The sequence below is a fragment of the Limnobacter thiooxidans genome, assembly GCF_036323495.1.
Lineage (GTDB): Bacteria > Pseudomonadota > Gammaproteobacteria > Burkholderiales > Burkholderiaceae_B > Limnobacter > Limnobacter thiooxidans.
In genome coordinates this window covers 1423476-1444272 of the sequence record NZ_AP028947.1, presented here as the reverse complement: position 1 = coordinate 1444272, position 20797 = coordinate 1423476, and the positions used below count along the sequence as shown (strand labels likewise).

The window sequence follows — 20797 nt, the reverse complement described above, 5'->3', positions numbered from 1 at the left end:
TTTGGTGTTGCAGACATTGTACCCCCGTTTTCAATCGGGGGAAGTGTCATTGATTGGCCAGCAGCAAGCCTGCATGCTCCCGCATGGGGTGGAATTCAATGGTTTCCCAGCGTTTTTGCATCACATCCAGATCGAACCGGGACGTGGCCAAAAAAGCATGTGTTTCAGCTGCATCGGTCACCATGCGACCCACATTGGCATCCATAAAGCGACGCAGGTCATTTGCATTCTTGCTGGTCACCCAGCGCGCGCAACTGTAGCGGCTGGGCATCAAGCGAACCTCAACGCCATACTCCCCTTTCAAGCGTGCCTGCACCACTTCAAACTGCAATTGGCCAATCGCGCCCAGCAACATTTCTGAACCCAGCAAGGGTTTGAATACCTGAATGGCGCCTTCCTGACCCAACTCCATCAAGCCTTTTTGTAGCTGCTTGCTGCGCATCGGGTCTTTTAGTTCAACCGCTGCAAACAACTCCGGGGCAAAGAAAGGCAGTCCTGTGAATTGCAGGCTTTCACCTTCACTCAAAGAATCACCAAGCTGCAAACCACCATGGGTGGTCAAGCCAATGATGTCACCTGCATAGGCTTCATCTACCCGGTCCCGGCGCTGCGACAGGAATGTCACGACACTGGTGGGGCGAAAATCCTTACCTGTACGCAGCACCTTGAACTTCATGCCATGCTCGAACCGACCTGAAAGTACCCGTACAAAGGCAATGCGGTCACGGTGCGAAGGGTCCATATTGGCCTGAATCTTGAAGACCACACCGCTGAACTTGCCTTCGGTTGGTTTCACTTCACGTTCAATGGCTTTGCGCGGGCCTGGGTGTGGTGCAACATCCACCAGGGCGTCCAGCACTTCCTGCACACCAAAGTTGTTCACCGCCGAGCCAAAAAACATGGGGGTTTGTTTGCCCGCCAAGAACTCGTCCGCGTCAAAACTGGGAGCTGCAGTGGTCACCAGGTCAATTTCCTGCTCGGCCTGCTGGAATTCTGCGCCAAAGCGGCTTCTCAGCAAATCGCGGTTGTCGCCGGAAATGACTTCGTCGTCTTCGCGGCGGCGGTCGGCACCCGGCGTGAACACCCGCATGTGGTTCTTGCGAATGTCAAAAATTCCGTGAAAAAGCTTGCCCTGCCCCACAGGCCAAGCAAATGGCACACAAGGGATACCCAAAGTACTTTCAATTTCATCCATCAACTCAAGTGGATCGCGTACCTCGCGGTCCATCTTGTTGACAAAGGTAATGATGGGGGTATTTCGTGCACGGCAAACTGCAATCAAACGCAGTGTTTGAGGTTCAACACCGTTGGCAGCATCAATCACCATCAAGGCGGCGTCCACCGCGGTGAGAACCCGATACGTGTCTTCCGAAAAGTCCTGGTGCCCCGGTGTGTCAAGCAGGTTGATGACCTGGTCGCGGTATTCCATCTGCATCACGGAACTGGCCACGGAAATGCCCCGTTGCTTCTCAATCTCCATCCAGTCGGAGGTGGCATGGCGGCTGGCTTTGCGGGCCTTGACGCTGCCCGCAATCTGGATCGCACCCGCGAACAGCAGCAACTTCTCGGTCAGCGTGGTTTTACCCGCATCCGGGTGGGAAATAATTGCAAACGTCCGGCGACGCTTTACTTCGGATTCAATGGACACAGCAGCCCTTTGGCGCAAAAGCGGTGATTTTACACGGCCAGCGCCTTAAATTCACGTTCTTTGATTTTCATATCGATTAATGAATCATTACCATGTGACAAACCCGCATGCGGACATCCCGTATTGCCATATAAATCATTAACGAACAAATTACACCGGTGTTTTCAAATATCAAATTAATTCATAAAACGAATAATAAGTCGATCCATGAATTCAAACCCAACTCCAGTCGGGTTTGGCTTCTCTACAACATAGGGGATAAACATGAAATCAATCCTGGCGAAATCTGCCCTTGCAATCAGCATGGCCGCACTGGCCATGGGAACGGCCTATGCCGACAAATCCAAATGGCCGAAAAGCTTCACTGTTGGCACTGCCTCTCAAGGTGGCACCTATTACGCCTATGGTGCAGGTTGGGCCAACCTGGTTGCAGAAACGGTTGGCATCACGGGCGGCGCTGAAGTCACCGGTGGTCCCACCCAGAACCTGGCCTTGGTGCACACCGGCAAACTGGCCTTTGGAATGACCACCATGGGCCCAGCCCGGGAAGCATTGGACGGCAAAAGCCCCTTGGCACCCGGATTGAAAATGAACAAGGTTTGCGCCATGTTCCCTATGTACGAAACTCCGTTTTCAGTCACGGTGCTGTCCTCAAGCGGCATCAAGTCCATCAAGGACATCCCGGCCGGTGCGAAGATCGGCTTTGGCCCCGCGGGATCTACTTCTGATACTTATTTCCCAAAAATGCTTGAAACACTCGGTGTGAAATTTCAACGCCGCAATGGCGGCTGGGGCGACCTGGGCGGCCAACTTCAAGATGGCTTGATTGACGTGGTGGCCTTTGCCGCGGGCGTACCCATTCCAGCCGTGACCCAGCTTGAAGTGCAAACCAAGATCAATATTCTGGAATTCACCGAAGAAGAACAGAAAAAGATCATGGACGCCTACCCTGTTTCTGCATTCCCCATCAAGGCCAATACCTACAAAACCCTGAACAAGGATGCAAGGGCCGTGTCCATGTGGAATTACGCCATTGCCAATTGCGACCTGCCAGAAAGTTTTGTTTACGAAGCCACGAAGGCAGTTCTGGACAACAATCCGAAAATGCAAACCATCCACAAAGGCGCGCGCACCACACTGGCAGAAAACTGGGACAAAAACACCTTCATTCCATTTCATCCGGGTGCTGTGAAGTACTACGAAGAAAAAGGCTTCAAGATTCCCGCCAATCTCCAGCTGAAGAAATAAGCGCAAGCTTTTTATCTGATCGACGCATCACGGCGAGCCAACAACATGGTTCGCTGTGGCTGGCGTCGTCCTTATCCCATTACTTTTTGAATCGGTTCCCACCATGTCCACTTCAACCCGTGCCCCCAATGCCGTCGAAGAAGATCGTCTTATTGCTCAAGGCGTAGACGACGAACCCCCAGCCAATAACCAGCGCACATTCGCACAGCGGGCAGCCTTGTTTGTCTCGGTGCTATCGGCCGCCTATGCCTTCTGGCATGTGTTCACATTGAATGTTTCACCCGTTGAAACCTGGGCTTTTCGAATTCTTCACGTGGCAGGCGCCTTGTGCATCGGCTTTTTGGCCTATTCAGCAGCCACTGTGGATGCGCCTTCGCGCGGCAACCCCAAGCTGATCAAGGTTCTGGCGGCGTTGTTGGCTTTGCCAGCCCTATATTCTCTTGTCATTGTGTTCCAAATGAGCCAATTGATTGCCGCTGGAGAAATGATTGAACCCGACATGGAAACCTGGCAATTTGGCATTCCGTTGGCGGTGACTACCGTGGGCGCGGTGCTTTGTACCTGGCTCTTGCGGCCTGAAGGCAACAAATTCAACTGGCTTGACGCCACACTGGTGCTTGCTGTCATCACCAGCACTGCCTATTTGATGGTTCACTTGGATGGCTCAGCCTTGCGTATGCGCGCCGGCACGCCGTTCGCGTCCCCTGGCAACGCTTGGGCTGCCATGACTGGCCTGATTTTGATTCTGGAACTGACACGGCGTGTAGCGGGCGGCGCCTTGGTCGTAATTTCAGCCATCTTTGTTCTGTACTCGTTCGTTGGCCCGTACTTACCTGGCTTCCTGACCCACGATGGTTTCGACTTCAGCCGTTTCTTCTCGTACATCTACACTGATGCGGGCGTTCTGGGTGCCACCACGGCGGTGTCATCCACCTACATTATTCTGTTCATCGTGTTCGCAGCCTTCCTGCAGGCCTCGAAGGTCGGCGATTATTTTGTGAACTTTGCGTTTGCAGCGGCGGGCCGCGCACGCGGTGGTCCCGCCAAAGTAGCCGTGTTTGCTTCCGGCTTGATGGGCATGATCAACGGGACCAGTGCTGGCAATGTGGTCGCCACAGGTTCCCTGACCATACCACTAATGAAAAAAGTCGGTTACAACGGCAAAACAGCAGGTGCTATTGAAGCCGCAGCCTCCACGGGTGGACAGATCATGCCGCCCATCATGGGCGCGGGTGCCTTCATCATGGCCGAAATTACCGGCATTCCGTATTCGGACATTGCGATTGCCGCAATTATTCCTGCCGTGCTGTATTTCCTGTCCACTTACCTGATGGTGGATTTCGAAGCCGCCAAGCTCGGCATGCGAGGCATGCGTTCCGATGAATTGCCACAGTTCTCGAAAATGGTGAAACAGATTTACCTTTTCATCCCGATCATCATTCTGATTGTCGCCTTGTTCATGGGGTATTCCGTCATTCGTGCCGGTACACTGGCGACTACTGCCGCAGCAGTAGTTAGCTGGCTCACACCCGTCAAGATGGGTCCAAAAAGCATATTCAAGGCTTTTGACATGGCGGGCGTCATGTCCATCCAGATTATCACCGTGTGTGCCTGTGCAGGTATCATCGTTGGGGTTATTGCGCTGACAGGCGTGGGTGCCCGCTTCTCCTCCATCTTGCTGGATATCGCAGAAAACTCGCAGTTGATCGCTCTGTTCTTTGCCATGTGCATTGCAATCCTGCTTGGCATGGGTATGCCGACCACTGCAGCGTATGCCGTTGCTGCGTCGGTGGTTGCACCGGGGCTGATCGAGCTTGGCATTCAACCGCTGGTGGCACACTTCTTTGTTTTTTACTTTGCAGTCATTTCAGCAATTACTCCTCCAGTTGCACTGGCCTCGTACGCCGCCGCCGGCATTTCCGGAGCCAACCCGATGGCGACCTCTTTTACGTCTTTCAAAATCGGCCTGACGGCATTTATTGTGCCATTCATGTTTTTTTACAACGCTGCGTTGCTTATGGAAGGTGAATGGTTTGTCATCCTGCGCGCATTCGTGACCGCATGTATTGGCGTGTTCTTTTTGGCGGCTGCCATTCAGGGCTGGTTCTGGGGTGCACATGCCAACTGGATAGTGCGGGGTATCTTGCTGATCGCCGCACTGTGCATGATTGAGGGCGGTTTGTACACCGACATTGGGGGTGCCCTACTGGCAATTGTTGCAATCATTCTTAATAAGTTTTTTAAAGGAAAAGCTGCACCTAACCCCATGGTTTCTACGCGGGGAATGGATTAAAAAGCCACACAACCTGGGGCTTACACGACTGCTTTTAGTGTAGAGCCTCAGGTTCAAACCCTTTCATTGCGGAATCGATTTCCCTATAGTGCGAAGTGTCACGAAATTTGAACCACCCGCTACCCCAAGGAGATTCCACATGTACGCATTCGAGAAAACTGCTGAGCTGCTGACAAAGACCAACACTGAACTGAAGAACCAGCACCAGGTTGCTGCCAAGGCCTTGAATAGCCTGGTACAAGCCCAGTTTGGTTTGTTGTCACAAGGTTTGGGCAATGCATTCACAGCCGCTGAAAAGCTGCCATTGGCCGACAAGCCAGTTGTAGTTAACGCGCGCACCGAGATCAAGCAAGGCTTGGAAAAAGTAGTGGGTGTCAGCCAGGTTTATACACAAAAGGGTGTTGAGCTGTTTGAACAGCAATTGCCTGTTGTAATCGACAAAGGTTTTTCTTATGCAGCCTTGGCCCTGTCACAAGCCGAGTCTTTGACAGAAAACGCGATCACCATGGGTGTTAGCGCGCTGGAACAAGCCAAGAAAAACGAAACCCTTAAGCCTGCTATTGAACAAGCTGAGCAAATCGCTGCCCAACTGTTCGAGAAGATTGGTGTTAAAGGCGAAGCCGCTGCCAAGAAAGCAGCCAAGAAGCCTGCCGCCAAGAAAGCTGCTGCTCCACGCGCAAAGCGTGCAGCTGCTGCCCCCAAGGCATCTGTTTGAAACGGCATGGCCTAGCTTGCGCTGGGCTTTGACTAGAAAAACCCCCTCGATGATTGTTTCAGGGGGTTTTTTCATTGACGGTCGTCATTCAACACAGCCACAAAATCAATCCATAACAAAAACTTCCACCCAAAACACCTACCATCCATTCGCGGCGTGACTCCAGTTCACCCAGCGTGTGCATGTCGGTCACTTTGTTTGTAAAATCGTCCATGTCGAGTACTCCTGTGCGTCAAGAATGCGATGTTGGTTTGAACATTTAAAGCCAGAAAACATCGCTTGTCTTTCCCACAACAGGGGCCACCTTTTTCGACTAGACTCGTCAATCCTTTAGCAGGTATCGCCATGCCCCAAAACCCGGCATTCGCCTTTGCAGTTGTTGCAGCAGGTGCATTTCTTTTGACAGGTCTGTTCAGCGGGCTCTGGAAATTTATTCAAATGTGGAAAAGTCCGCAAGGCGTGGCTCACCCTTATGTGGACATCGCGCACCGCGCAAGCTTGATGTACGGCTTTGCTTGTCTCGTGCTGGCGGCCCTGGCCCATTTCAGCATGTACAGCGCTTCGTCCAACTTCGTGGCTGTGGTGCTGGTCATCACCTTTTTTGCCTTGGCTGTACTGGGTTACCTTCTACAGGCTGCATTGAACGGGCCTGACAACCAGTTGCGCCAACCTCACCGCATGGGGCGCCACCCCATGCCACGTGCCGGCTTGATGGTCTTCATGGTGGCCTTGATTCTCTGTGAAATTGGAGGAACCCTCTATTTGTTTGCTGGCGCAATGCGGAATCCTTTGCTTCAATTCTGGTCATAGACCGAGACGATTGAACATTCCAGCTTGGATCACCCCATGACGACATTCAAAGCCGTGCTTCTTGCCTGTGTACTTGCCCCCTTTGGCCTGGGCGCATGCAGCACCAGCCAGCCACCAGGCCAGTACACCGCCAAGAGCAACTGGACAAGTTCTTTCATCAGCCAGGTAGTGGGAGGCCAGGCCATGCCCGATGGTGTCAACAATTGGGCATGCAAGCCTGCACCCGATCAAAACCCGGTGGTGCTGATACATGGTACGTTTTCAACGACCATGTATTCCTATGGCGCACTGGGGCCATCACTGGCCAATGAATCGCTGTGCGTGTACGCCATGGACTTCGGCGAAGCCAAGGCTGGAGACTGGTTCAAGGGCGTTGGTCCGGTGGATGAATCTGCCCAACGCATCGCCGATTTCGTGATTTCAGTGAAAACAGCAACCGGGCGCGACAAAGTAACCTTGGTTGGCCATTCGCAAGGCGGGTTAATTGGTTTTTATTACCTGAAAATGCTTGCAGGCGCGAAGCATGTTGACCGGTTTGTGGCCTTGGCACCCAGCGTGAATGGCACCTCCATCGCAAAAACACCCGATCGCAAACTGGTTGAATACTGCCTGGCCTGCGCCGACCAACATCCGAAATCCGCTTTGATGCAGCGTTTGCAGGAAGGCCCAATCACCGTGCCTGGCGTGCAATACAGCATCGTGGTCACCAAGAACGACCTGGTGGTGTTACCGATCGAAAACCAGTTTGTTCGGGAACCTGGGGTTCAGAACATTTACATTCAGGATCTGTTTCCGGACAAAAAGGTGTCTCACAGCGGAATGCTTTACGACCGGGAGTCACTGGGATTGATCACCCGGCTGGTTAAAGGCGAACCCGTGCAGCCAGGTGCCCAACAGGTTCAGGCCAATTGATCGTATGTTTGAGTGACCGCGTTAAATCGATAAACCGTCTCATCGAACAGGGCTTGATCAATCCCCTCCTTTTTTAACTGAACCTTCTGGTACTTGAACGTCCCCGTGGTTTCAACTCCTTTTAACTGACGCACAAACTGTGGCACCGCATAAGTCGGCAGATTTGACACGAGGTGCCGCGCCATTTCGGCCAGGTCCAGTGTAAAACCTGGCTTAACAGACACCGCAGCCATACCGGCACGCCCATCGAAACCCTCCAGTTTCACGCCATACACCACGGCATGCTCCAGAAACGGCAGCTTGGCCAATACCCCTTCCACCTCAGACGTGGCGACGTTTTCACCTTTCCAGCGAAATGTGTCGCCCAACCGGTCCACGAACTGAATATGCTGCCAGCCTTGCCTGCGAACCAGGTCACCGGAGTTAAACCAGCAATCACCCTTCTCAAACACATTACGCAACAGCTTTCCCTCATTGGCCTTCGGGTCGGTGTAACCATCAAATGGACGCAAGTCGGTTACTTCACTGATCAACAAGCCCACTTGCCCCCGTTCAACTGAAGTACAAAAGCCGCGCGGGTTACGTATCACCTGCTCTGTGTCTGGATCACAGGCCACCACTTCAAATGGCATGGGGCAAAAGCCTACGGTTTCCCTCAAACCAAATGCATTCATGAAACCCAGATTGGATTCACTGGCGCCATAAAACTCGAAAATGTGATGAATGCCAAACCGGTTTTCAAAATCACTCCAGATCTCGGGGCGCAATCCGTTGCCCAAAATCAAGCGAACCTCGTGGTTCTGGTCTTCCATGTGCCCGGGCTGATTCAACAGATATCGCAGCAACTCACCGATGTAGCAAAATGCAGTCGCCTGATAGTGCGAAATGCGTTGCCAGAATTTGCTGGCGCTGAATTTTTCATCCAATGCAAAACAAGCCCCTGCAGCCAATACTATTCCCAGCGACACGGTCAATGTATTGTTGTGATACAGCGGCAAGCAACAATAGAACACATCCTTCGAATTCAGTCGAACCGCGCTGTTCATCCCCGAGGCCGCCTGCAGCCAACGGTAATGGCTCATGACCGAAGCTTTTGGCAAACCAGTTGTACCCGAGGTGAAAATATAAAAACAGGGTGAACTGGCTACGATCTGCGCCGTGTGGGCTAGATTGTGCGATGGTTGCGTGCACCAGGCACTGCGAAAGTCGCTGATACGAAGGCTGGAACTGTCTGCTTGAAGCGACAGCACATCGACATCTTTAAGCGCATCATGTTGACCGGAATCAAGCGATTGAATGATTTCAAGTCCCTTGTCACAAGCCAGGAGGAGCCTTGGCTTGACCAGGTTCAAACTATGAATCTGCACTGCCCCCTGTTGATTGATGTTCAACAAAGCGGCCACTGCACCCAGCTTCGCGCAGGCAATCACAGCCAGAAGTGTTTCAGGCCGGTTGGCCGACAACAAACCCACCGTGTCGCCTTGGCTGATACCCATGGACATCAAGCCACGGGCCATTTGATTGCAGATCGCATTGGCCTGTGCATATGTCCAGCTTTGGTCACCGCTTCGCAGAAACACCCGCTTGGCATGTTTTTGCGCAGTTTCCTGAAACAGCAAACCCAGTGATCTGCGCGACTGTGGGCGAAGCAATGCAAGGTTGGCCAGGGAAGGCAGAACCTTGGGCATGTCAGGCAAAAACGCCAAGGCGCCCTTTGCAATCTCGAAAGCAGATACAGTTTTGTCACGCGCTGTCATTTTGTGCGGTCTCCAGGGTGCTTATTGTGTTTTTTTATACAGAAAAAGATACACTCATTGGGTCAACTAAACTTGCATACACACCGTTTTTATCAATGTCTTCAGGCTGCCCAGTCCAGTATTCTTCCATGTCCATTGTCAAAGTACGCCATAACACTGTTCTTTGTCTGCTCGCACTTTTAACGGCATTGCCAGCGCAATGGGTCCACGCCAAAAATTTCATCGGTTACACAGGCAAGGGATGGGTCAGCGACTTTGGAGTTTTGAGAGGTCAATGTGATGCAAAAGGGGTTCAGGGTGAAGCATTGAAAGGCACCTTGGTTCAGCAAATGGCTCATGTTCAGTCCGGTCCCGCTTTCCAATCGATTTTTCCCCAATCAACCTTGGTTGATGCACTTGCCGTGGATTCCCATTGCTTTGGTCACACCATGGAACTTGTTCCTTCAGGTCAGGCCGTGCGCTGGCTTAACCCGGTGAATGGTGTCGGGGTTTACCTGTCGCCGGGTGCGAAGTCTGACACCTGCCGAACATTCTTGGGCGTAACCATTGTGAACGGCGAAAAGAAAAAATTTCGCGGCGAAGTGTGCTCGCCCAGCAAGGGTGCGTGGCAAATTCAGTAGTGAATGGCACCGCGCAGCCTGGCCAACGTGTCAGTCTGCCCCACCAGTATCAACAACAGTTTGGCGCGGGTCATGGCCACAAATAGTTTCCTGAAATCAGATTCCGTAAAATCATCAAAAGCCAATTCCGTCACCACCACAGCTTGCGCTGATTGCCCTTTGAATCGATAAACCGATTCCGCATGTACATTGCCTTCAGTGAAAATCTGGCTCCCGTGCGTGTCATAACGGCCGGTGAAATGTCTCAAGCTGTGGGGCCCCAGGCTGGCCTGTGCCAGAATTCTGGATTTTTCATGTCCGCGCATGCTGAGCACAGCAATCTGGTTGCGTGTAAAACCGTGCCTCAAGCACGCCGTAATCGCTTTAGCGGTTTGCGCAAGCAAACCTTCTTCGCTGTCATACTCAAAAAACTCCAACGGCAAACCTTCCAGCGGACAAGCCGCTTCCACATCCAGATCCAGTTGCGAATCGAACTGGAACGCCTGTTGCATCAACAACAAAGCCTGCACCACCCTTTTCGGATTTCGGAAATTCATGGGCGTGTGCAAATTCACCCAACCGGGAAGGCTGATTGCAGGCTTGCCGTACAGATTTTGAATCGGATCTTCCAGCCAAAGCCAGCGCGTTCCCGAATGGGCGCAACGTTGAAGTACTGGCAACCAGCTTTGATCAAAGTCCTGCCCCTCATCCACCACAATTGAATCAAATACCCAGCGCTTGTCCAGCTGTGTGGCCAAAACCTGCTCGGCCAACCGGCCAAATACACCAGGTGCGGAATAATCCACTTCCTGCCCGGCATCGCGCAGCATGCGGTCGCACAAGGCGTGAAAATTGAAAACAGCCGCACCCATCAAAGCGGCTTCACGAACCTGCTGCGCCATATGAGAAGACAAAGGCCGGTTGTAACACACGTAAAGTGACCGGGCTTTTAGCGTGTGATTGCGCTGAAGCTCTGCAAAAGCCAGCTGGGACTTGCCACTGCCCGCGGTGCCACTGACACGCAAGCGAAAGGGCTCGAAACTGAGCCGGGCCACCCATTGCTCCAGGCCATGCGACAAACGTGTAACCAGAGTTTCCGCAGCCTGAGCAAGCGCCCCCACCTCTGGCACCAGGTTCAGTACATTGCACAAAAAAGAATGAATTTGCCTGTTGCGTGTTTTATCAAACGGCAACTGCACGCTGGAATCAATCGTTTGTAGAAGCCAAGCCAATTGGTCTTTTCTGCGAGCGTCCACTACGCGCTCTGCATTCACGGTTAAACCCGTTAGCTCGGGCACCGTGAAATCGGGGCAATAGAAAATTGGCTCAAGTTGCAAACTCATTGAATGCTGCTGCCGAAACTTTTGAGCCAGCAAAGCGCCCTGCTCAGCCAAGGCATGAAATACATCCTGACGCTGTTCACCCAGTTGTTTGAATACCCGACCTTCTTCCACCTTCATCAAGCCAGTCTTCATCAACACAATAAATACAAGACCGCTGGGGCTTAACACCAAAAACTGGATTCGCCCAGTCACAGTCAGGCCGTGCTCTATGCGCGACCAGTGTATGCCGTGGTAAATCGTGAAATCTCCAGGTAGTTGAGCCTGCAGCTGCAGCAGTACATCCCGTTCACGGGCCTGTGCGCCATCCAGCGCCAAAGCGCTTGTGTCTGAGGGATATACTGTTGCGGGCAAGTGCTTAAACCTCTTTGAACTGTTGTTTCAACTCGGCGCCCGAATAACGGTCAACACCTGCCTGAATTCGAAAGCCCAACATGATTTTGTCCTTTGTACAGTACACCTGCTCACGCAACCATTCGATCACTTCCTTGCCCTCTGAAAACCCGACCGCTTCATATTCCCAAACACGGTCACCCGCGTTCCAGCGAAAGCCCCGGGACTTCAGGAAATCCTTCTTTTCAAATGGCGCTTTCAATGCGGCAATTTGATAAATCGATTCATTCGCACTGTCGAACAAAACCTGAAACGGCATGCGTTGAGAGGTCTTCAATGGTTGAGCGAGAACATGCAGCAGCGCGTTGCAATCTTCCACTGCACGGTGTGCGCCATGAAAAAAACCGCAGTCGGACAACAGATACTCCAGTTTTCGACCCGTGTAACCTTCCTGGGCCCAGGGCAGTTCCCGGAAGGTGCAGGCCCAAGTGGTTTTTTCAAGCCAGGGAAAGCGGCGCAGCATGAAAGGCTTGTCAAACGCCGCATTGTGAGCGACAAAAAGTACAGCCTCATCGCACAAGGCCTTCAAAGCCTGCTCGTCAAAGGTGTGCCCTTTGACCATGTCGTTGGTAATGCCATGAATGGCAGAATTCTCGGGAGAAATAGGCTCCTTTGGCTCTTCAAGCCCGCCAAAGCTGCCCAGCACGACGCCCACTTCTCCGGTATCCGGATCCACTTCCACCAGCAGTGCGCCCACCTCGATGACTTCACAGGTTTCAAAGTCAAGGCCAGTGGTTTCCGTGTCCACAACCAGCACTTTCACCGGGCTGCTGACGGGCCCGCCAAAACGTTCGCGCATCTGAATGCGACGCAACACCTTGTAGTCACCGCTTTTTTCAAGCCATTGGGCCACTGTTTCAGGGTCGATGTTGCCGATGCTTTCTGTTGCGTCATTGCTGTTCAAAGCCAGTGTCCTTTTGTAGGGTATATTGCAGCCGGGCCAAGCCTTTGCTCACTTTGACCGCCCAGCCTTTGTTGACTTGCCTTACACCACCTTTCCTGATCCGCAGTTGCCGGGCCAATTCAAGCAGTTTCAATTTGCCACATCGCACACCCTGCCCCAGCAGCCAGTGGCGCAGGGTCGTCAATTGCACGCTTTCATCCAAGGCGAGCCAAGGTTCAAGCAGCAATTCGCCAGTTGAGCCGACTGCCTGTTGCGCAGCCTCATCGGCCCGGGCATCTTCGTTTGAATAGTGTGCCTGAAAATGCGCAGCCAGTTGCAACAAGGCCTTTGGGCCTTGTGGAAAGTGTTCAGCCAGGCTGGGCAACAACTCGTGTCGAACCCAGTTGCGACGCAAGGTGATGTCTTCATTGCTGAGGTCTACAACATGGCCCAGTTGGTGTTCCCGGGCATAGTTCAGAATGTCAGCCTTGCTGCAAGCCAGCAAAGGTCGCCCCAGCCGCAATTCTGGGTGCAAGTGGCGATCAACACCGACCGGGCCCAACGCCCGCATGCCGCCCACACCGCGCAGGCCCGACCCGCGGAACAATTGCAACAGAACTGTTTCCAGTTGATCATCAAGGTGGTGCGCACACAGCAATACCGTGTGGCCTTGCAGCTTCATCCATTCAAAAATGGCACGGTAACGCGCAAGACGGGCCGCGCCCTCAAGGCCGTCACTTCCTTGGTGCACATCCACCCGCAAAGCGGTGAACGGCACACCAAGCTTTTGGCATTGGGTTTCGCAATGCAATTCCCAATCATTGGCTTGGGGCTGAAGACGATGATTCACATGCACCGCATGCAAGGGCATATGCAAGGCCCGAAGCGCATGAAGCAGCACCGTGGAATCCACACCGCCAGAATACGCAACAACGAAACAGGCAGGCGGTGATTCATCGTGCTTGAAGTTGCTTAAAAACCCTTCAAGCAAAGCCCTCAATTACTTGCTCACCTTGAAATGTCCGTAACTCATCAAACGGTCGTGGCGCGCGTCCAGCAGTGTTTTGGGTTTGTAGGTCACCAGCAAGGTCAATGCAGACTTGATTGACGATTTCAGGTTGCTGGCTGTTTGCGCGTGGTCCCGGTGGGCACCACCAAAACTTTCTTTGACGATTTCCTGAATCAGCCCCAAGTCGCGCAAGCGTTTGGCGGTAATGCCCAAAGCTTCTGCCGCATCGGATGCACGCTCGGCACTGCGCCACAATATGGATGCACATCCTTCAGGAGAAATCACGGAATAAGTCGCAAACTCCATCATGATGACATGGTCGGCTACAGCCAGCGCCAAGGCACCACCAGAGCCTCCTTCACCAATAACGGCACTGACGATGGGCACTTGAATTTGCGCCATTTCAATCAGGTTTCGCCCAATTGCCTCTGACTGTCCGCGCTCCTCAGCATCAATACCAGGATAAGCGCCGGGGGTGTCCACCAGGGTGACAATCGGAATGCCGAACTTTTCAGCGGTTTTCATCAAGCGCAACGCCTTCCGGTACCCTTCGGGGCGCGGCATGCCGAAGTTGCGCAAGGTGCGCTCCTTGACATCACGGCCCTTCTGGTGACCAATCACCATCACACTTTCGCCATCCAGACGGGCCAAACCGCCCACAATGGAAGGGTCGTCCGCAAAATGCCGATCGCCATGCAATTCGTGAAAGTCAGTGAATGCGTGCGCGATGTAATCCAGGGTGTAAGGGCGCTGCGGGTGGCGGGCCACCTGCGAAACCTGCCAGGGTGTCAATTTGCCGTACAGCTCTTTGGTCAATACATCGCTCTTGCCTTCAAGACGACGAATTTCCTCCGACAAATCCACAGCCGAGCCGTCTTGTACCAGGCGCAGCTCGTCAATTTTGCCCTTGAGTTCGGCAATCGGTGCTTCAAAATCAAGAAATGTTTGCTTCATGAGGCTCTCTTAATAGTCAACCACGACAGGGTCAAGGCTGCGCCACAAATACCACGCTGCCACAGTACGCCAAGGTTTTAATTTTTCCCCGAATTGTAGTGCTTCTTTCGGTCCGATGGGTTCGCCTTCGAAAAATTGGCGGGAGATACCGCGCTGCACGCCAATGTCATCCACGGGCCAAACATCGGGCCGGCGCAAACAGAACATCAAGAACATCTGGGCTGTCCAGCGGCCTACGCCCTTGATTTCACAAAGATGTCGGGTGCAGGCTTCGTCATCCATGCTGTCAAGCAAATTCAATTCGAGAAGGCCTTTTTGCTCAAATTCGCTCAAGGCCCGTGAGTACGCAATTTTCTGGCGGGAAAGACCTGTCGCCTTCAAGATGTCATCATTTAGAGCGAGCAAGACCTGACTGCTCAATTCGCCATTCAGGGCTTGCACAACCCTTAACCAAACAGCTTCAGCAGCCTTGACTGAAATTTGCTGACCCACCAGCGAGCGCAGCATGGTTTCATAAGGTGCCCCTCGGGATCGAAGGGCGCGGTCGGTGTGGCGATTGACCAGTTCAGCCCACACAGGGCTTTGCAAAGCCAACGCAGTGCAAGCCTCCTGCCAATAGGCAGGTGCCTGAGGGTCCAGATTCAGGTTCAGGCCCGGCGCCATTCGGTGGCACCGCCCCGTTTGTCTTCCAGAATGACTCCAGCATCTAGCAATTGCTGGCGGATGGCATCGGATTTGGCGAAGTCACGGTCAGCTTTGGCCTGGGTGCGCGCATCAATCAGGGCCTGAATGGCCTGTTCATCAAGCCCGCCAGGCAGTTCACCCACTTCCGCCTGCTGGAACGCTTGTGCGGTACGACCCAGCAAACCCAGAAGATTGGCCAGCGCCTTCAAACGCGAAGCCAGTGCAAGGTCGGTGGTGCGATTCACTTCAGCGGCCATGTCAAACAACACCGACACGGCAATTGGCGTGTTCATGTCGTCGTTCATGGCTTCAGCAAACCGGGCCTCGAACTCCTGATCCCAGTCGATCGATTCAGCAGCAGGCGCATCACCCACGGCGGTGTACAGGCGAGCCAAAGCAGATTTGGCGTCCTGCACATGGCCTTCCGAGTAAGTGAGCTGGCTTCGATATTGGGCGCGCAAGATGAAAAACCGCACCACCTCTGCATCATAAACTTTCAAAATATCGCGAATCGTGAAGAAATTATTCAACGATTTCGACATTTTTTCAGACTGGCCGTTAGTTTCAACCCTCACAAAACCGTTGTGCATCCAGTATTTGGCAAAATCTTCGCCCGAGGCACCCACGCTTTGGGCAATTTCATTCTCATGATGGGGAAATTGCAAATCGGCACCACCGCCATGAATGTCGAATGAATTGCCCAGTAATTTGCAACTCATGGCGGAGCATTCAATATGCCAACCGGGGCGACCCACACCAAAACCGGATTCCCATTTGGCATCTTCAGGCTCTTCGGCCTTCGCACTTTTCCACAGCACAAAGTCTAGCGGATCATTTTTGTTGCCTGAAACGCCTACCCTCTCACCGGCACGCAGTTCATCCAGGCTTTTGCCCGACAATCGGCCATACTCAGGAAAAGCGCGAACGGCAAAATTCACATCGCCGGAATCGTCCCGATATGCCAGACGCTTGTCCATCAGCGTTTGAATCATTTCCTGCATTTCCGCCACATACTCAGTAGCACGGGGCTCGTGGTCGGGCCGCTCAATGCCCAATGCATCGGCATCTTCGTGCATCGCCGCAATAAACCGGTCAGTCAACGCACGAATGCTTTCCCCGTTCTCAACTGCTCGGCGAATGATCTTGTCATCAATGTCGGTGATGTTGCGCACATAGGTCACAGGATAGCCCGAGGCGCGCAACCAGCGTTTGAGCAAATCGAACACAACCATGACCCGGGCATGGCCCAGGTGGCAGAAGTCATAGACTGTCATGCCACACACGTACATCCGGACGTTCTGCGGATCAAGGGGCGAAAATGCCTGCTTTTTCCTTAGAATTGAATTGTAAATTTGGAGAGACGATTTCATTGGACTCGGAAAAAGGACGGACATGGCCGTTCAAAGCGTTACAATCTAAGACAGGATTTGACAGGAAACCCCGTTCAGAAGCCAACCCGCTCTGGGGCTTGCTACAATAGCTGTCGAGTATATCATTACGCATGATCGAGTTTTTCCCAACCAATCAGATGAAACGGGTAACCCCGCAAAGGCGCAACCGAATGCAGGCAAAAAAAACAATCACGTCGTCAATCAGTGGCAAATTCGTAAAAAGCAAGTATGCCTTGCTGTTTGCGCTCATGGGTTTGGCATTCGCCGGTGCGCCCAGCCATGCCGATGAAGCGGATGAAGTGTCCAGGCTCATTCAACGAAGCCAGTTTGAACAGGCACAAGCCCGTGCAGACGCGTATCTGGCCAATCGCCCCAATGACGCACAAATGCGCTTTCTGAAAGGGTTGATCCTCACCGAGCGCAACAAAACCGCTGAAGCGATCACCATTTTCACGAAGCTGACCGAAGATTTCCCTGAGTTGCCCGAGCCTTATAACAACCTCGCCGTGCTGTATGCAGGCCGCGGTGAATATGAAAAGGCACGCGAAGCACTGGAAATGGCCATTCGCACCCATCCAAGCTACGCCACTGCTCATGAAAACCTGGGCGATGTGTATGCCAAGCTGGCCAGTCAGTCTTACGACAAGGCTTTGCAGCTGGATGGCAGAAATTCCACCGCGCAAACCAAATTGTCGTTGGTTCGTAACCTGATCGCAGGCAAACCGGAAGCAGTGGCTGTTGTCGCAGCCGCAGCGCCCTCCGGCAAATCAGCGCCAGCACCAGCACCAGCGCCAGTGGCAAAACCACCCGTGGTCAAGGAAGAACCCAAGGCTGATCCTGCGCCTGTAGTATCCGCCCCGGCACCCGTTGTTGTCGCACCACCGGCTGTTGCTGTAGCGCCTTCCAGACCTGCCCCTGTACCCGCGCCAGCCATTACGGCCAGCAATCCGGCTGAAACGAAAGCCAACACGATTGGCATGGACAGACAAGTATTGGCTTCTGTTGAAGCATGGGCAAAAGCATGGACTGACCAGGACATCGCAGGCTATTTGAACGCTTACAGTCAGGATTTCGACACCCCAGGAAAGATGAGCCGAGCCAACTGGGAAAAAATGCGTGAACAGCGCATTGTTGGCAAGGAAACAATTCGGGTTGTAGTTGAAAACCCATTGATTACCATCACTGGCGATGAAGCCGTGGTGAAATTCAAGCAGAGCTATTTCTCCAACCGACTGAACAACATTTCCAGCAAAACATTGACCATGAAGCAGGAAGGTGGCACCTGGAAAATTGTCAGCGAGCGGGTGGGCAGCTAAATGTTTTCAAAAAGAACGCTACACCGAATTTTCCGGGGCGCCAGGCTTACCCTGCCTCTCGTGTTCTGGACTTTCACGGCAGCGCCCTCTTTTGTTGACTCCAGCTCAAACGATTCAATTCAATTGGCTGGCTATTCTGGTGCTCAGGGCCGGTCGGGCTCACTGGCCGGTCGATTGTTTGAAAGCGAAACTTACAGACCTGTGATTGACACCGCAGTGGAAGACATTTACACCGCGTTAAGCAAGCACGACCTTGACAGGGCGTTAACCCTGACCGACCGGTTACTTGCCGAATTTCCGAACTTTTACCTCGGACACATGCTGAAAGGCGACATTTTGTCGTTGAAAGCTGGCAGACCACTGAAAAACATCGGGGACATGCCGAATGTTCCACGCGGCAAACGAGATGAACTGGCCGAATTGCGAGAAGAAGCAATAGCCCGTTTCAAAGCCGTGAAAGACCGACCTCAGCGAGACCTTCTGCCAGCTGAGTTGATGCAAATGCACGACGATCAGCGCTATGTAATTCTGGTGGACACCACCCGGTCGCGCCTGTTTTTGTATGAAAACGCATTCCCGCAACCGCGTCTGGTCACCGACTTTTACGTGTCACAGGGCAAAATGGGTGCGGTCAAGGTTCGGGAAGGCGACAAACGCACCCCCATCGGTGTTTACACCATTACCGAACTGTTGCCCAAGGAAAAGCTGACTGATTTTTACGGACCCATGGCCCTGCCCATTGATTACCCCAACTCTTGGGACAGGCGTTTGGGCAAGACCGGCTACGGCATTTGGTTGCACGGCATGCCCAAGAATTATGTGAGCCGCCCTCCAAAAGCGAGCGATGGCTGCGTCGTATTGGCCAATCAGGATTTGTTGGCCTTGAAAAAATTTGTGGACATCGGTAACACACAAGTGGTTATCAGCGAACGGCTTGATTTCGTGCCATTGGAAGTCTGGCAAAGCCATCGCAAAGCGGCGCTTCGCATGGTGGACACCTGGAAAAAAGACCTTGAGAAAGGCTTTTCAAAAGGAATTTATCACTACGCCAGCAATGTTAAAATCGATGGTCAGGGCCTTGTTGAATGGCAGCGTAGTAATCAGATCGCAAACAAGTCATTTGGTAAAATCAAGATCGACGATCTGACAGTAATGCGCTACCCCAGTGACAAAGACATGATGCTGATTTCCTTCAAGCAAGCCGACAAGCTGTCTGGTGAAAGACGGAAGCAACAGTATTGGATGAAGGTCGGAACCCGCTGGCAAATTGTTCAGGAAGACACCTATAAACTGTAAGGGAATCGTCTGTGACTCAAAGCAAACGTGTTTTTCTCAAGTGGTCGATGTTCTCAGCGTTTGCTGCCGGCATCGGCAATTTTTCAATCTCCTCTGCGTTTGCAAAAACGAAAAAACAAACCATGGTCAAACTTAAAACAAATTTTGGTGACATCACAATCACCCTCGACGCTGAAAAAGCACCTGCCACAGTGGCCAATTTTCTTGAATATGCAAAAAGCGGCTTTTACACCAACACCATTTTTCACCGCGTGATTCGCGGCTTCATGGTTCAAGGTGGCGGTTTTGAATCCGGCATGAAACAGAAGCCAACCAAAGACCCCGTTAAAAACGAAGCGGACAATGGATTGAAGAACGAGAAGTACACCCTGGCCATGGCCCGCACGAATGATCCTCATTCTGCTACCGCCCAGTTTTTCATCAACGTGGAAAACAACGAGTTCTTGAACTTCAATAGCCCGACACCACAGGGCTGGGGCTATTGCGTCTTTGGCAAGGTCACTGAAGGCCAGGACATCGTCGACAAAATTGTGGGCGTAAAAACCGGTTCCAAAGGCTTCCACCAGGATGTGCCCGTTGAAGACGTGATTATTCAAGGCGTCGAAGTACTTTAATTTTGTAGACCCGAAAAAAGCCCTGTGAAAAGGGCTTTTTTTAAGTCCAATTCTTGTCAGGCAAGACCTTGATCGAAATTCCGCAACACGGTGCCGCATTTTTTGCATCAGACCTGCATTTGTCTGAACACACTCCCAAAACACTCGACGCATTTGAAAACTGGCTCGCTAGCGTGGCTCAAGATGGCGCTTTGGTGTTTCTGCTGGGTGATCTGTTCGAAGTCTGGTACGGCGACGATTACGGCGACCGCACCATAGAACGGGTGGCACAGGCCGTTCAAAGTGCGCAGTCCGCAGGGGCTCGGGTGTTTTTCATGCACGGTAATCGCGACTTTCTATTGGGCGAAAGTTTTGCTGAATCCGCCGGGCTGGAACTGCTGCCCGACCCAGAATTCCTGATGGTGAACCACCACGTCGTGCTGATCACCCATGGCGATCAATTGTGCACAGACGACAGGGCCTATCAGCAATTTCGCATTCAAAGCCGCAGTGAACAATGGCAAGCCAAGCTATTGGCTTTACCCCTTGAACAAAGAATTGAAATGGCCAAGTCCATTCGCAGCGAAAGCAAAATGCACAAGGCCAACAGTGCCTTGAACATCATGGATGCCAACCGGCAAGCCGTTGCCGATTCATTTCAAGGCAAGTGGCCGGACGGTTACTACGTGGGCAAAAGCGACGTGATTCTGCACGGGCACACCCACCGTTGTGCCATACACCCTACCCTTGACAGCAAAGCACCGGAAAAACCGGAAAGCACACAGGCTTTCCTTCAGAAGGGTTTGAGAATCGTGTTACCTGACTGGGACTTCGATCAGCCCGAAAAAAACCGCCACACGGGCGGTTTTGTCAAAATGTTGTCAAACGGTGATTTCAGCCTGACCTTGTTTAATCGGGCGGCCTGAAGCGCGGAGTTAACAGCTGACTCAAGGGCT

At 52.6% G+C, this 20797-nt stretch carries 19 protein-coding genes; 10 read left to right on the top strand and 9 right to left on the bottom strand.

Annotated elements, in window-relative coordinates:
• Window positions 1-46 precede the first annotated feature (46 nt).
• Entirely contained in the window at window positions 47-1648 is a 1602-nt protein-coding gene (locus RGQ30_RS06575; protein WP_130556677.1) for a peptide chain release factor 3, read from the bottom strand.
• Window positions 1649-1912: 264 nt separating this feature from the next.
• Between RGQ30_RS06575 and RGQ30_RS06570 the strand changes: the two genes are divergently transcribed.
• The 3 genes from RGQ30_RS06570 to RGQ30_RS06560 all read left to right on the top strand — a co-directional run bounded on the left by RGQ30_RS06570 (window position 1913) and on the right by RGQ30_RS06560 (window position 5904).
• The gene (locus tag RGQ30_RS06570; RefSeq protein WP_130556678.1) at window positions 1913-2896 is read left to right on the top strand and encodes a TAXI family TRAP transporter solute-binding subunit; all 984 of its coding nucleotides are present in this window, start codon (window positions 1913-1915) and stop codon (window positions 2894-2896) included.
• Between the two features lie 103 nt (window positions 2897-2999).
• Window positions 3000-5189, top strand: coding sequence for a TRAP transporter permease (locus RGQ30_RS06565; protein ID WP_130556679.1), 2190 nt, complete (start codon window positions 3000-3002; stop codon window positions 5187-5189).
• 139 nt (window positions 5190-5328) lie between these two features.
• On the top strand, window positions 5329-5904 hold the full coding sequence (locus RGQ30_RS06560; RefSeq protein WP_298217408.1) for a hypothetical protein: 576 nt from the start codon (window positions 5329-5331) through the stop codon (window positions 5902-5904).
• An 88-nt stretch (window positions 5905-5992) separates the two neighbouring features.
• Here RGQ30_RS06560 and RGQ30_RS06555 read toward each other — a convergent pair whose 3' ends face one another.
• Window positions 5993-6118, bottom strand: coding sequence for a hypothetical protein (locus tag RGQ30_RS06555; protein ID WP_298217410.1), 126 nt, complete (start codon window positions 6116-6118; stop codon window positions 5993-5995).
• Between the two features lie 131 nt (window positions 6119-6249).
• Here RGQ30_RS06555 and RGQ30_RS06550 point away from each other — a divergent pair, with 131 nt between their 5' ends.
• Together RGQ30_RS06550 and RGQ30_RS06545 are read left to right on the top strand one after the other, a co-directional pair.
• A complete protein-coding gene (locus RGQ30_RS06550) occupies window positions 6250-6714 on the top strand; it encodes a hypothetical protein (protein WP_130556680.1) in 465 nt (154 codons plus the stop codon).
• Window positions 6715-6750: 36 nt separating this feature from the next.
• Window positions 6751-7626, top strand: coding sequence for an alpha/beta fold hydrolase (locus RGQ30_RS06545; RefSeq protein ID WP_130556681.1), 876 nt, complete (start codon window positions 6751-6753; stop codon window positions 7624-7626).
• Here RGQ30_RS06545 and RGQ30_RS06540 read toward each other — a convergent pair.
• Window positions 7614-9383 (bottom strand): long-chain-acyl-CoA synthetase, encoded by a 1770-nt coding sequence (locus RGQ30_RS06540; RefSeq protein ID WP_130556682.1) that lies wholly within the window; start codon window positions 9381-9383, stop codon window positions 7614-7616. The two genes, RGQ30_RS06545 and RGQ30_RS06540, sit on opposite strands and share 13 nt — an antisense overlap.
• A 17-nt stretch (window positions 9384-9400) precedes the next feature.
• On the opposite strand from RGQ30_RS06540, the gene RGQ30_RS06535 reads away from it, so the two are divergent.
• Window positions 9401-10003, top strand: a complete 603-nt coding sequence (locus RGQ30_RS06535; protein ID WP_130556683.1) for a hypothetical protein — start codon at window positions 9401-9403, stop codon at window positions 10001-10003.
• Here RGQ30_RS06535 and RGQ30_RS06530 read toward each other — a convergent pair.
• The 6 genes from RGQ30_RS06530 to cysS are packed head-to-tail and all read right to left on the bottom strand — an operon-like array spanning window position 9997 to window position 16615.
• Window positions 9997-11676, bottom strand: coding sequence for an ATP-binding domain-containing protein (locus RGQ30_RS06530; RefSeq protein ID WP_130556684.1), 1680 nt, complete (start codon window positions 11674-11676; stop codon window positions 9997-9999). The two genes, RGQ30_RS06535 and RGQ30_RS06530, sit on opposite strands and share 7 nt — an antisense overlap.
• A 4-nt stretch (window positions 11677-11680) precedes the next feature.
• Window positions 11681-12619 (bottom strand): 3'-5' exonuclease, encoded by a 939-nt coding sequence (locus RGQ30_RS06525; RefSeq protein ID WP_338284851.1) that lies wholly within the window; start codon window positions 12617-12619, stop codon window positions 11681-11683.
• Window positions 12606-13598 carry a tRNA lysidine(34) synthetase TilS gene (gene tilS, locus RGQ30_RS06520; RefSeq protein WP_130556686.1) on the bottom strand — a complete coding sequence of 331 codons (993 nt, stop codon included), beginning with the start codon at window positions 13596-13598 and terminating at the stop codon, window positions 12606-12608. Before tilS ends, RGQ30_RS06525 begins: the two co-directional genes overlap by 14 nt.
• A complete protein-coding gene (locus tag RGQ30_RS06515; protein ID WP_130556687.1) occupies window positions 13599-14561 on the bottom strand; it encodes an acetyl-CoA carboxylase carboxyltransferase subunit alpha in 963 nt (320 codons plus the stop codon).
• A 9-nt stretch (window positions 14562-14570) separates the two neighbouring features.
• Complete coding sequence (locus RGQ30_RS06510) at window positions 14571-15224, bottom strand: DNA-3-methyladenine glycosylase family protein (protein WP_130556688.1); 654 nt, start codon at window positions 15222-15224, stop codon at window positions 14571-14573.
• The gene (gene cysS / locus RGQ30_RS06505; RefSeq protein ID WP_130556689.1) at window positions 15209-16615 is read right to left on the bottom strand and encodes a cysteine--tRNA ligase; all 1407 of its coding nucleotides are present in this window, start codon (window positions 16613-16615) and stop codon (window positions 15209-15211) included. Before cysS ends, RGQ30_RS06510 begins: the two co-directional genes overlap by 16 nt.
• A gap of 191 nt (window positions 16616-16806) precedes the next feature.
• On the opposite strand from cysS, the gene RGQ30_RS06500 reads away from it, so the two are divergent.
• From RGQ30_RS06500 to RGQ30_RS06485, 4 genes are all read left to right on the top strand, one after another.
• Entirely contained in the window at window positions 16807-17952 is a 1146-nt protein-coding gene (locus tag RGQ30_RS06500; protein WP_130556690.1) for a nuclear transport factor 2 family protein, read from the top strand.
• Complete coding sequence (locus RGQ30_RS06495) at window positions 17953-19248, top strand: L,D-transpeptidase family protein (RefSeq protein ID WP_130556691.1); 1296 nt, start codon at window positions 17953-17955, stop codon at window positions 19246-19248.
• A 122-nt stretch (window positions 19249-19370) separates the two neighbouring features.
• Window positions 19371-19862, top strand: coding sequence for a peptidylprolyl isomerase (locus RGQ30_RS06490; RefSeq protein WP_130556692.1), 492 nt, complete (start codon window positions 19371-19373; stop codon window positions 19860-19862).
• A gap of 68 nt (window positions 19863-19930) precedes the next feature.
• Window positions 19931-20767, top strand: coding sequence for a UDP-2,3-diacylglucosamine diphosphatase (locus RGQ30_RS06485; protein WP_338284850.1), 837 nt, complete (start codon window positions 19931-19933; stop codon window positions 20765-20767).
• The last annotated feature ends 30 nt before the right edge of the window (window positions 20768-20797 follow it).

Excerpts from the sequence above, each read along its gene's own strand:
- RGQ30_RS06570 (WP_130556678.1), top strand. The coding sequence starts at position 1,913 with ATGAAATCAATCCTGGCGAAATCTGCCCTTGCAATCAGCATGGCCGCA.
- RGQ30_RS06565 (WP_130556679.1), top strand. The coding sequence starts at position 3,000 with ATGTCCACTTCAACCCGTGCCCCCAATGCCGTCGAAGAAGATCGTCTT.
- RGQ30_RS06560 (WP_298217408.1), top strand. The coding sequence starts at position 5,329 with ATGTACGCATTCGAGAAAACTGCTGAGCTGCTGACAAAGACCAACACT.
- RGQ30_RS06555 (WP_298217410.1), bottom strand. The coding sequence starts at position 6,118 with ATGGACGATTTTACAAACAAAGTGACCGACATGCACACGCTGGGTGAA.
- RGQ30_RS06550 (WP_130556680.1), top strand. The coding sequence starts at position 6,250 with ATGCCCCAAAACCCGGCATTCGCCTTTGCAGTTGTTGCAGCAGGTGCA.
- RGQ30_RS06545 (WP_130556681.1), top strand. The coding sequence starts at position 6,751 with ATGACGACATTCAAAGCCGTGCTTCTTGCCTGTGTACTTGCCCCCTTT.
- RGQ30_RS06540 (WP_130556682.1), bottom strand. The coding sequence starts at position 9,383 with ATGACAGCGCGTGACAAAACTGTATCTGCTTTCGAGATTGCAAAGGGC.
- RGQ30_RS06515 (WP_130556687.1), bottom strand. The coding sequence starts at position 14,561 with ATGAAGCAAACATTTCTTGATTTTGAAGCACCGATTGCCGAACTCAAG.
- RGQ30_RS06510 (WP_130556688.1), bottom strand. The coding sequence starts at position 15,224 with ATGGCGCCGGGCCTGAACCTGAATCTGGACCCTCAGGCACCTGCCTAT.
- cysS (WP_130556689.1), bottom strand. The coding sequence starts at position 16,615 with ATGAAATCGTCTCTCCAAATTTACAATTCAATTCTAAGGAAAAAGCAG.
- RGQ30_RS06500 (WP_130556690.1), top strand. The coding sequence starts at position 16,807 with ATGCAGGCAAAAAAAACAATCACGTCGTCAATCAGTGGCAAATTCGTA.
- RGQ30_RS06495 (WP_130556691.1), top strand. The coding sequence starts at position 17,953 with ATGTTTTCAAAAAGAACGCTACACCGAATTTTCCGGGGCGCCAGGCTT.
- RGQ30_RS06490 (WP_130556692.1), top strand. The coding sequence starts at position 19,371 with ATGGTCAAACTTAAAACAAATTTTGGTGACATCACAATCACCCTCGAC.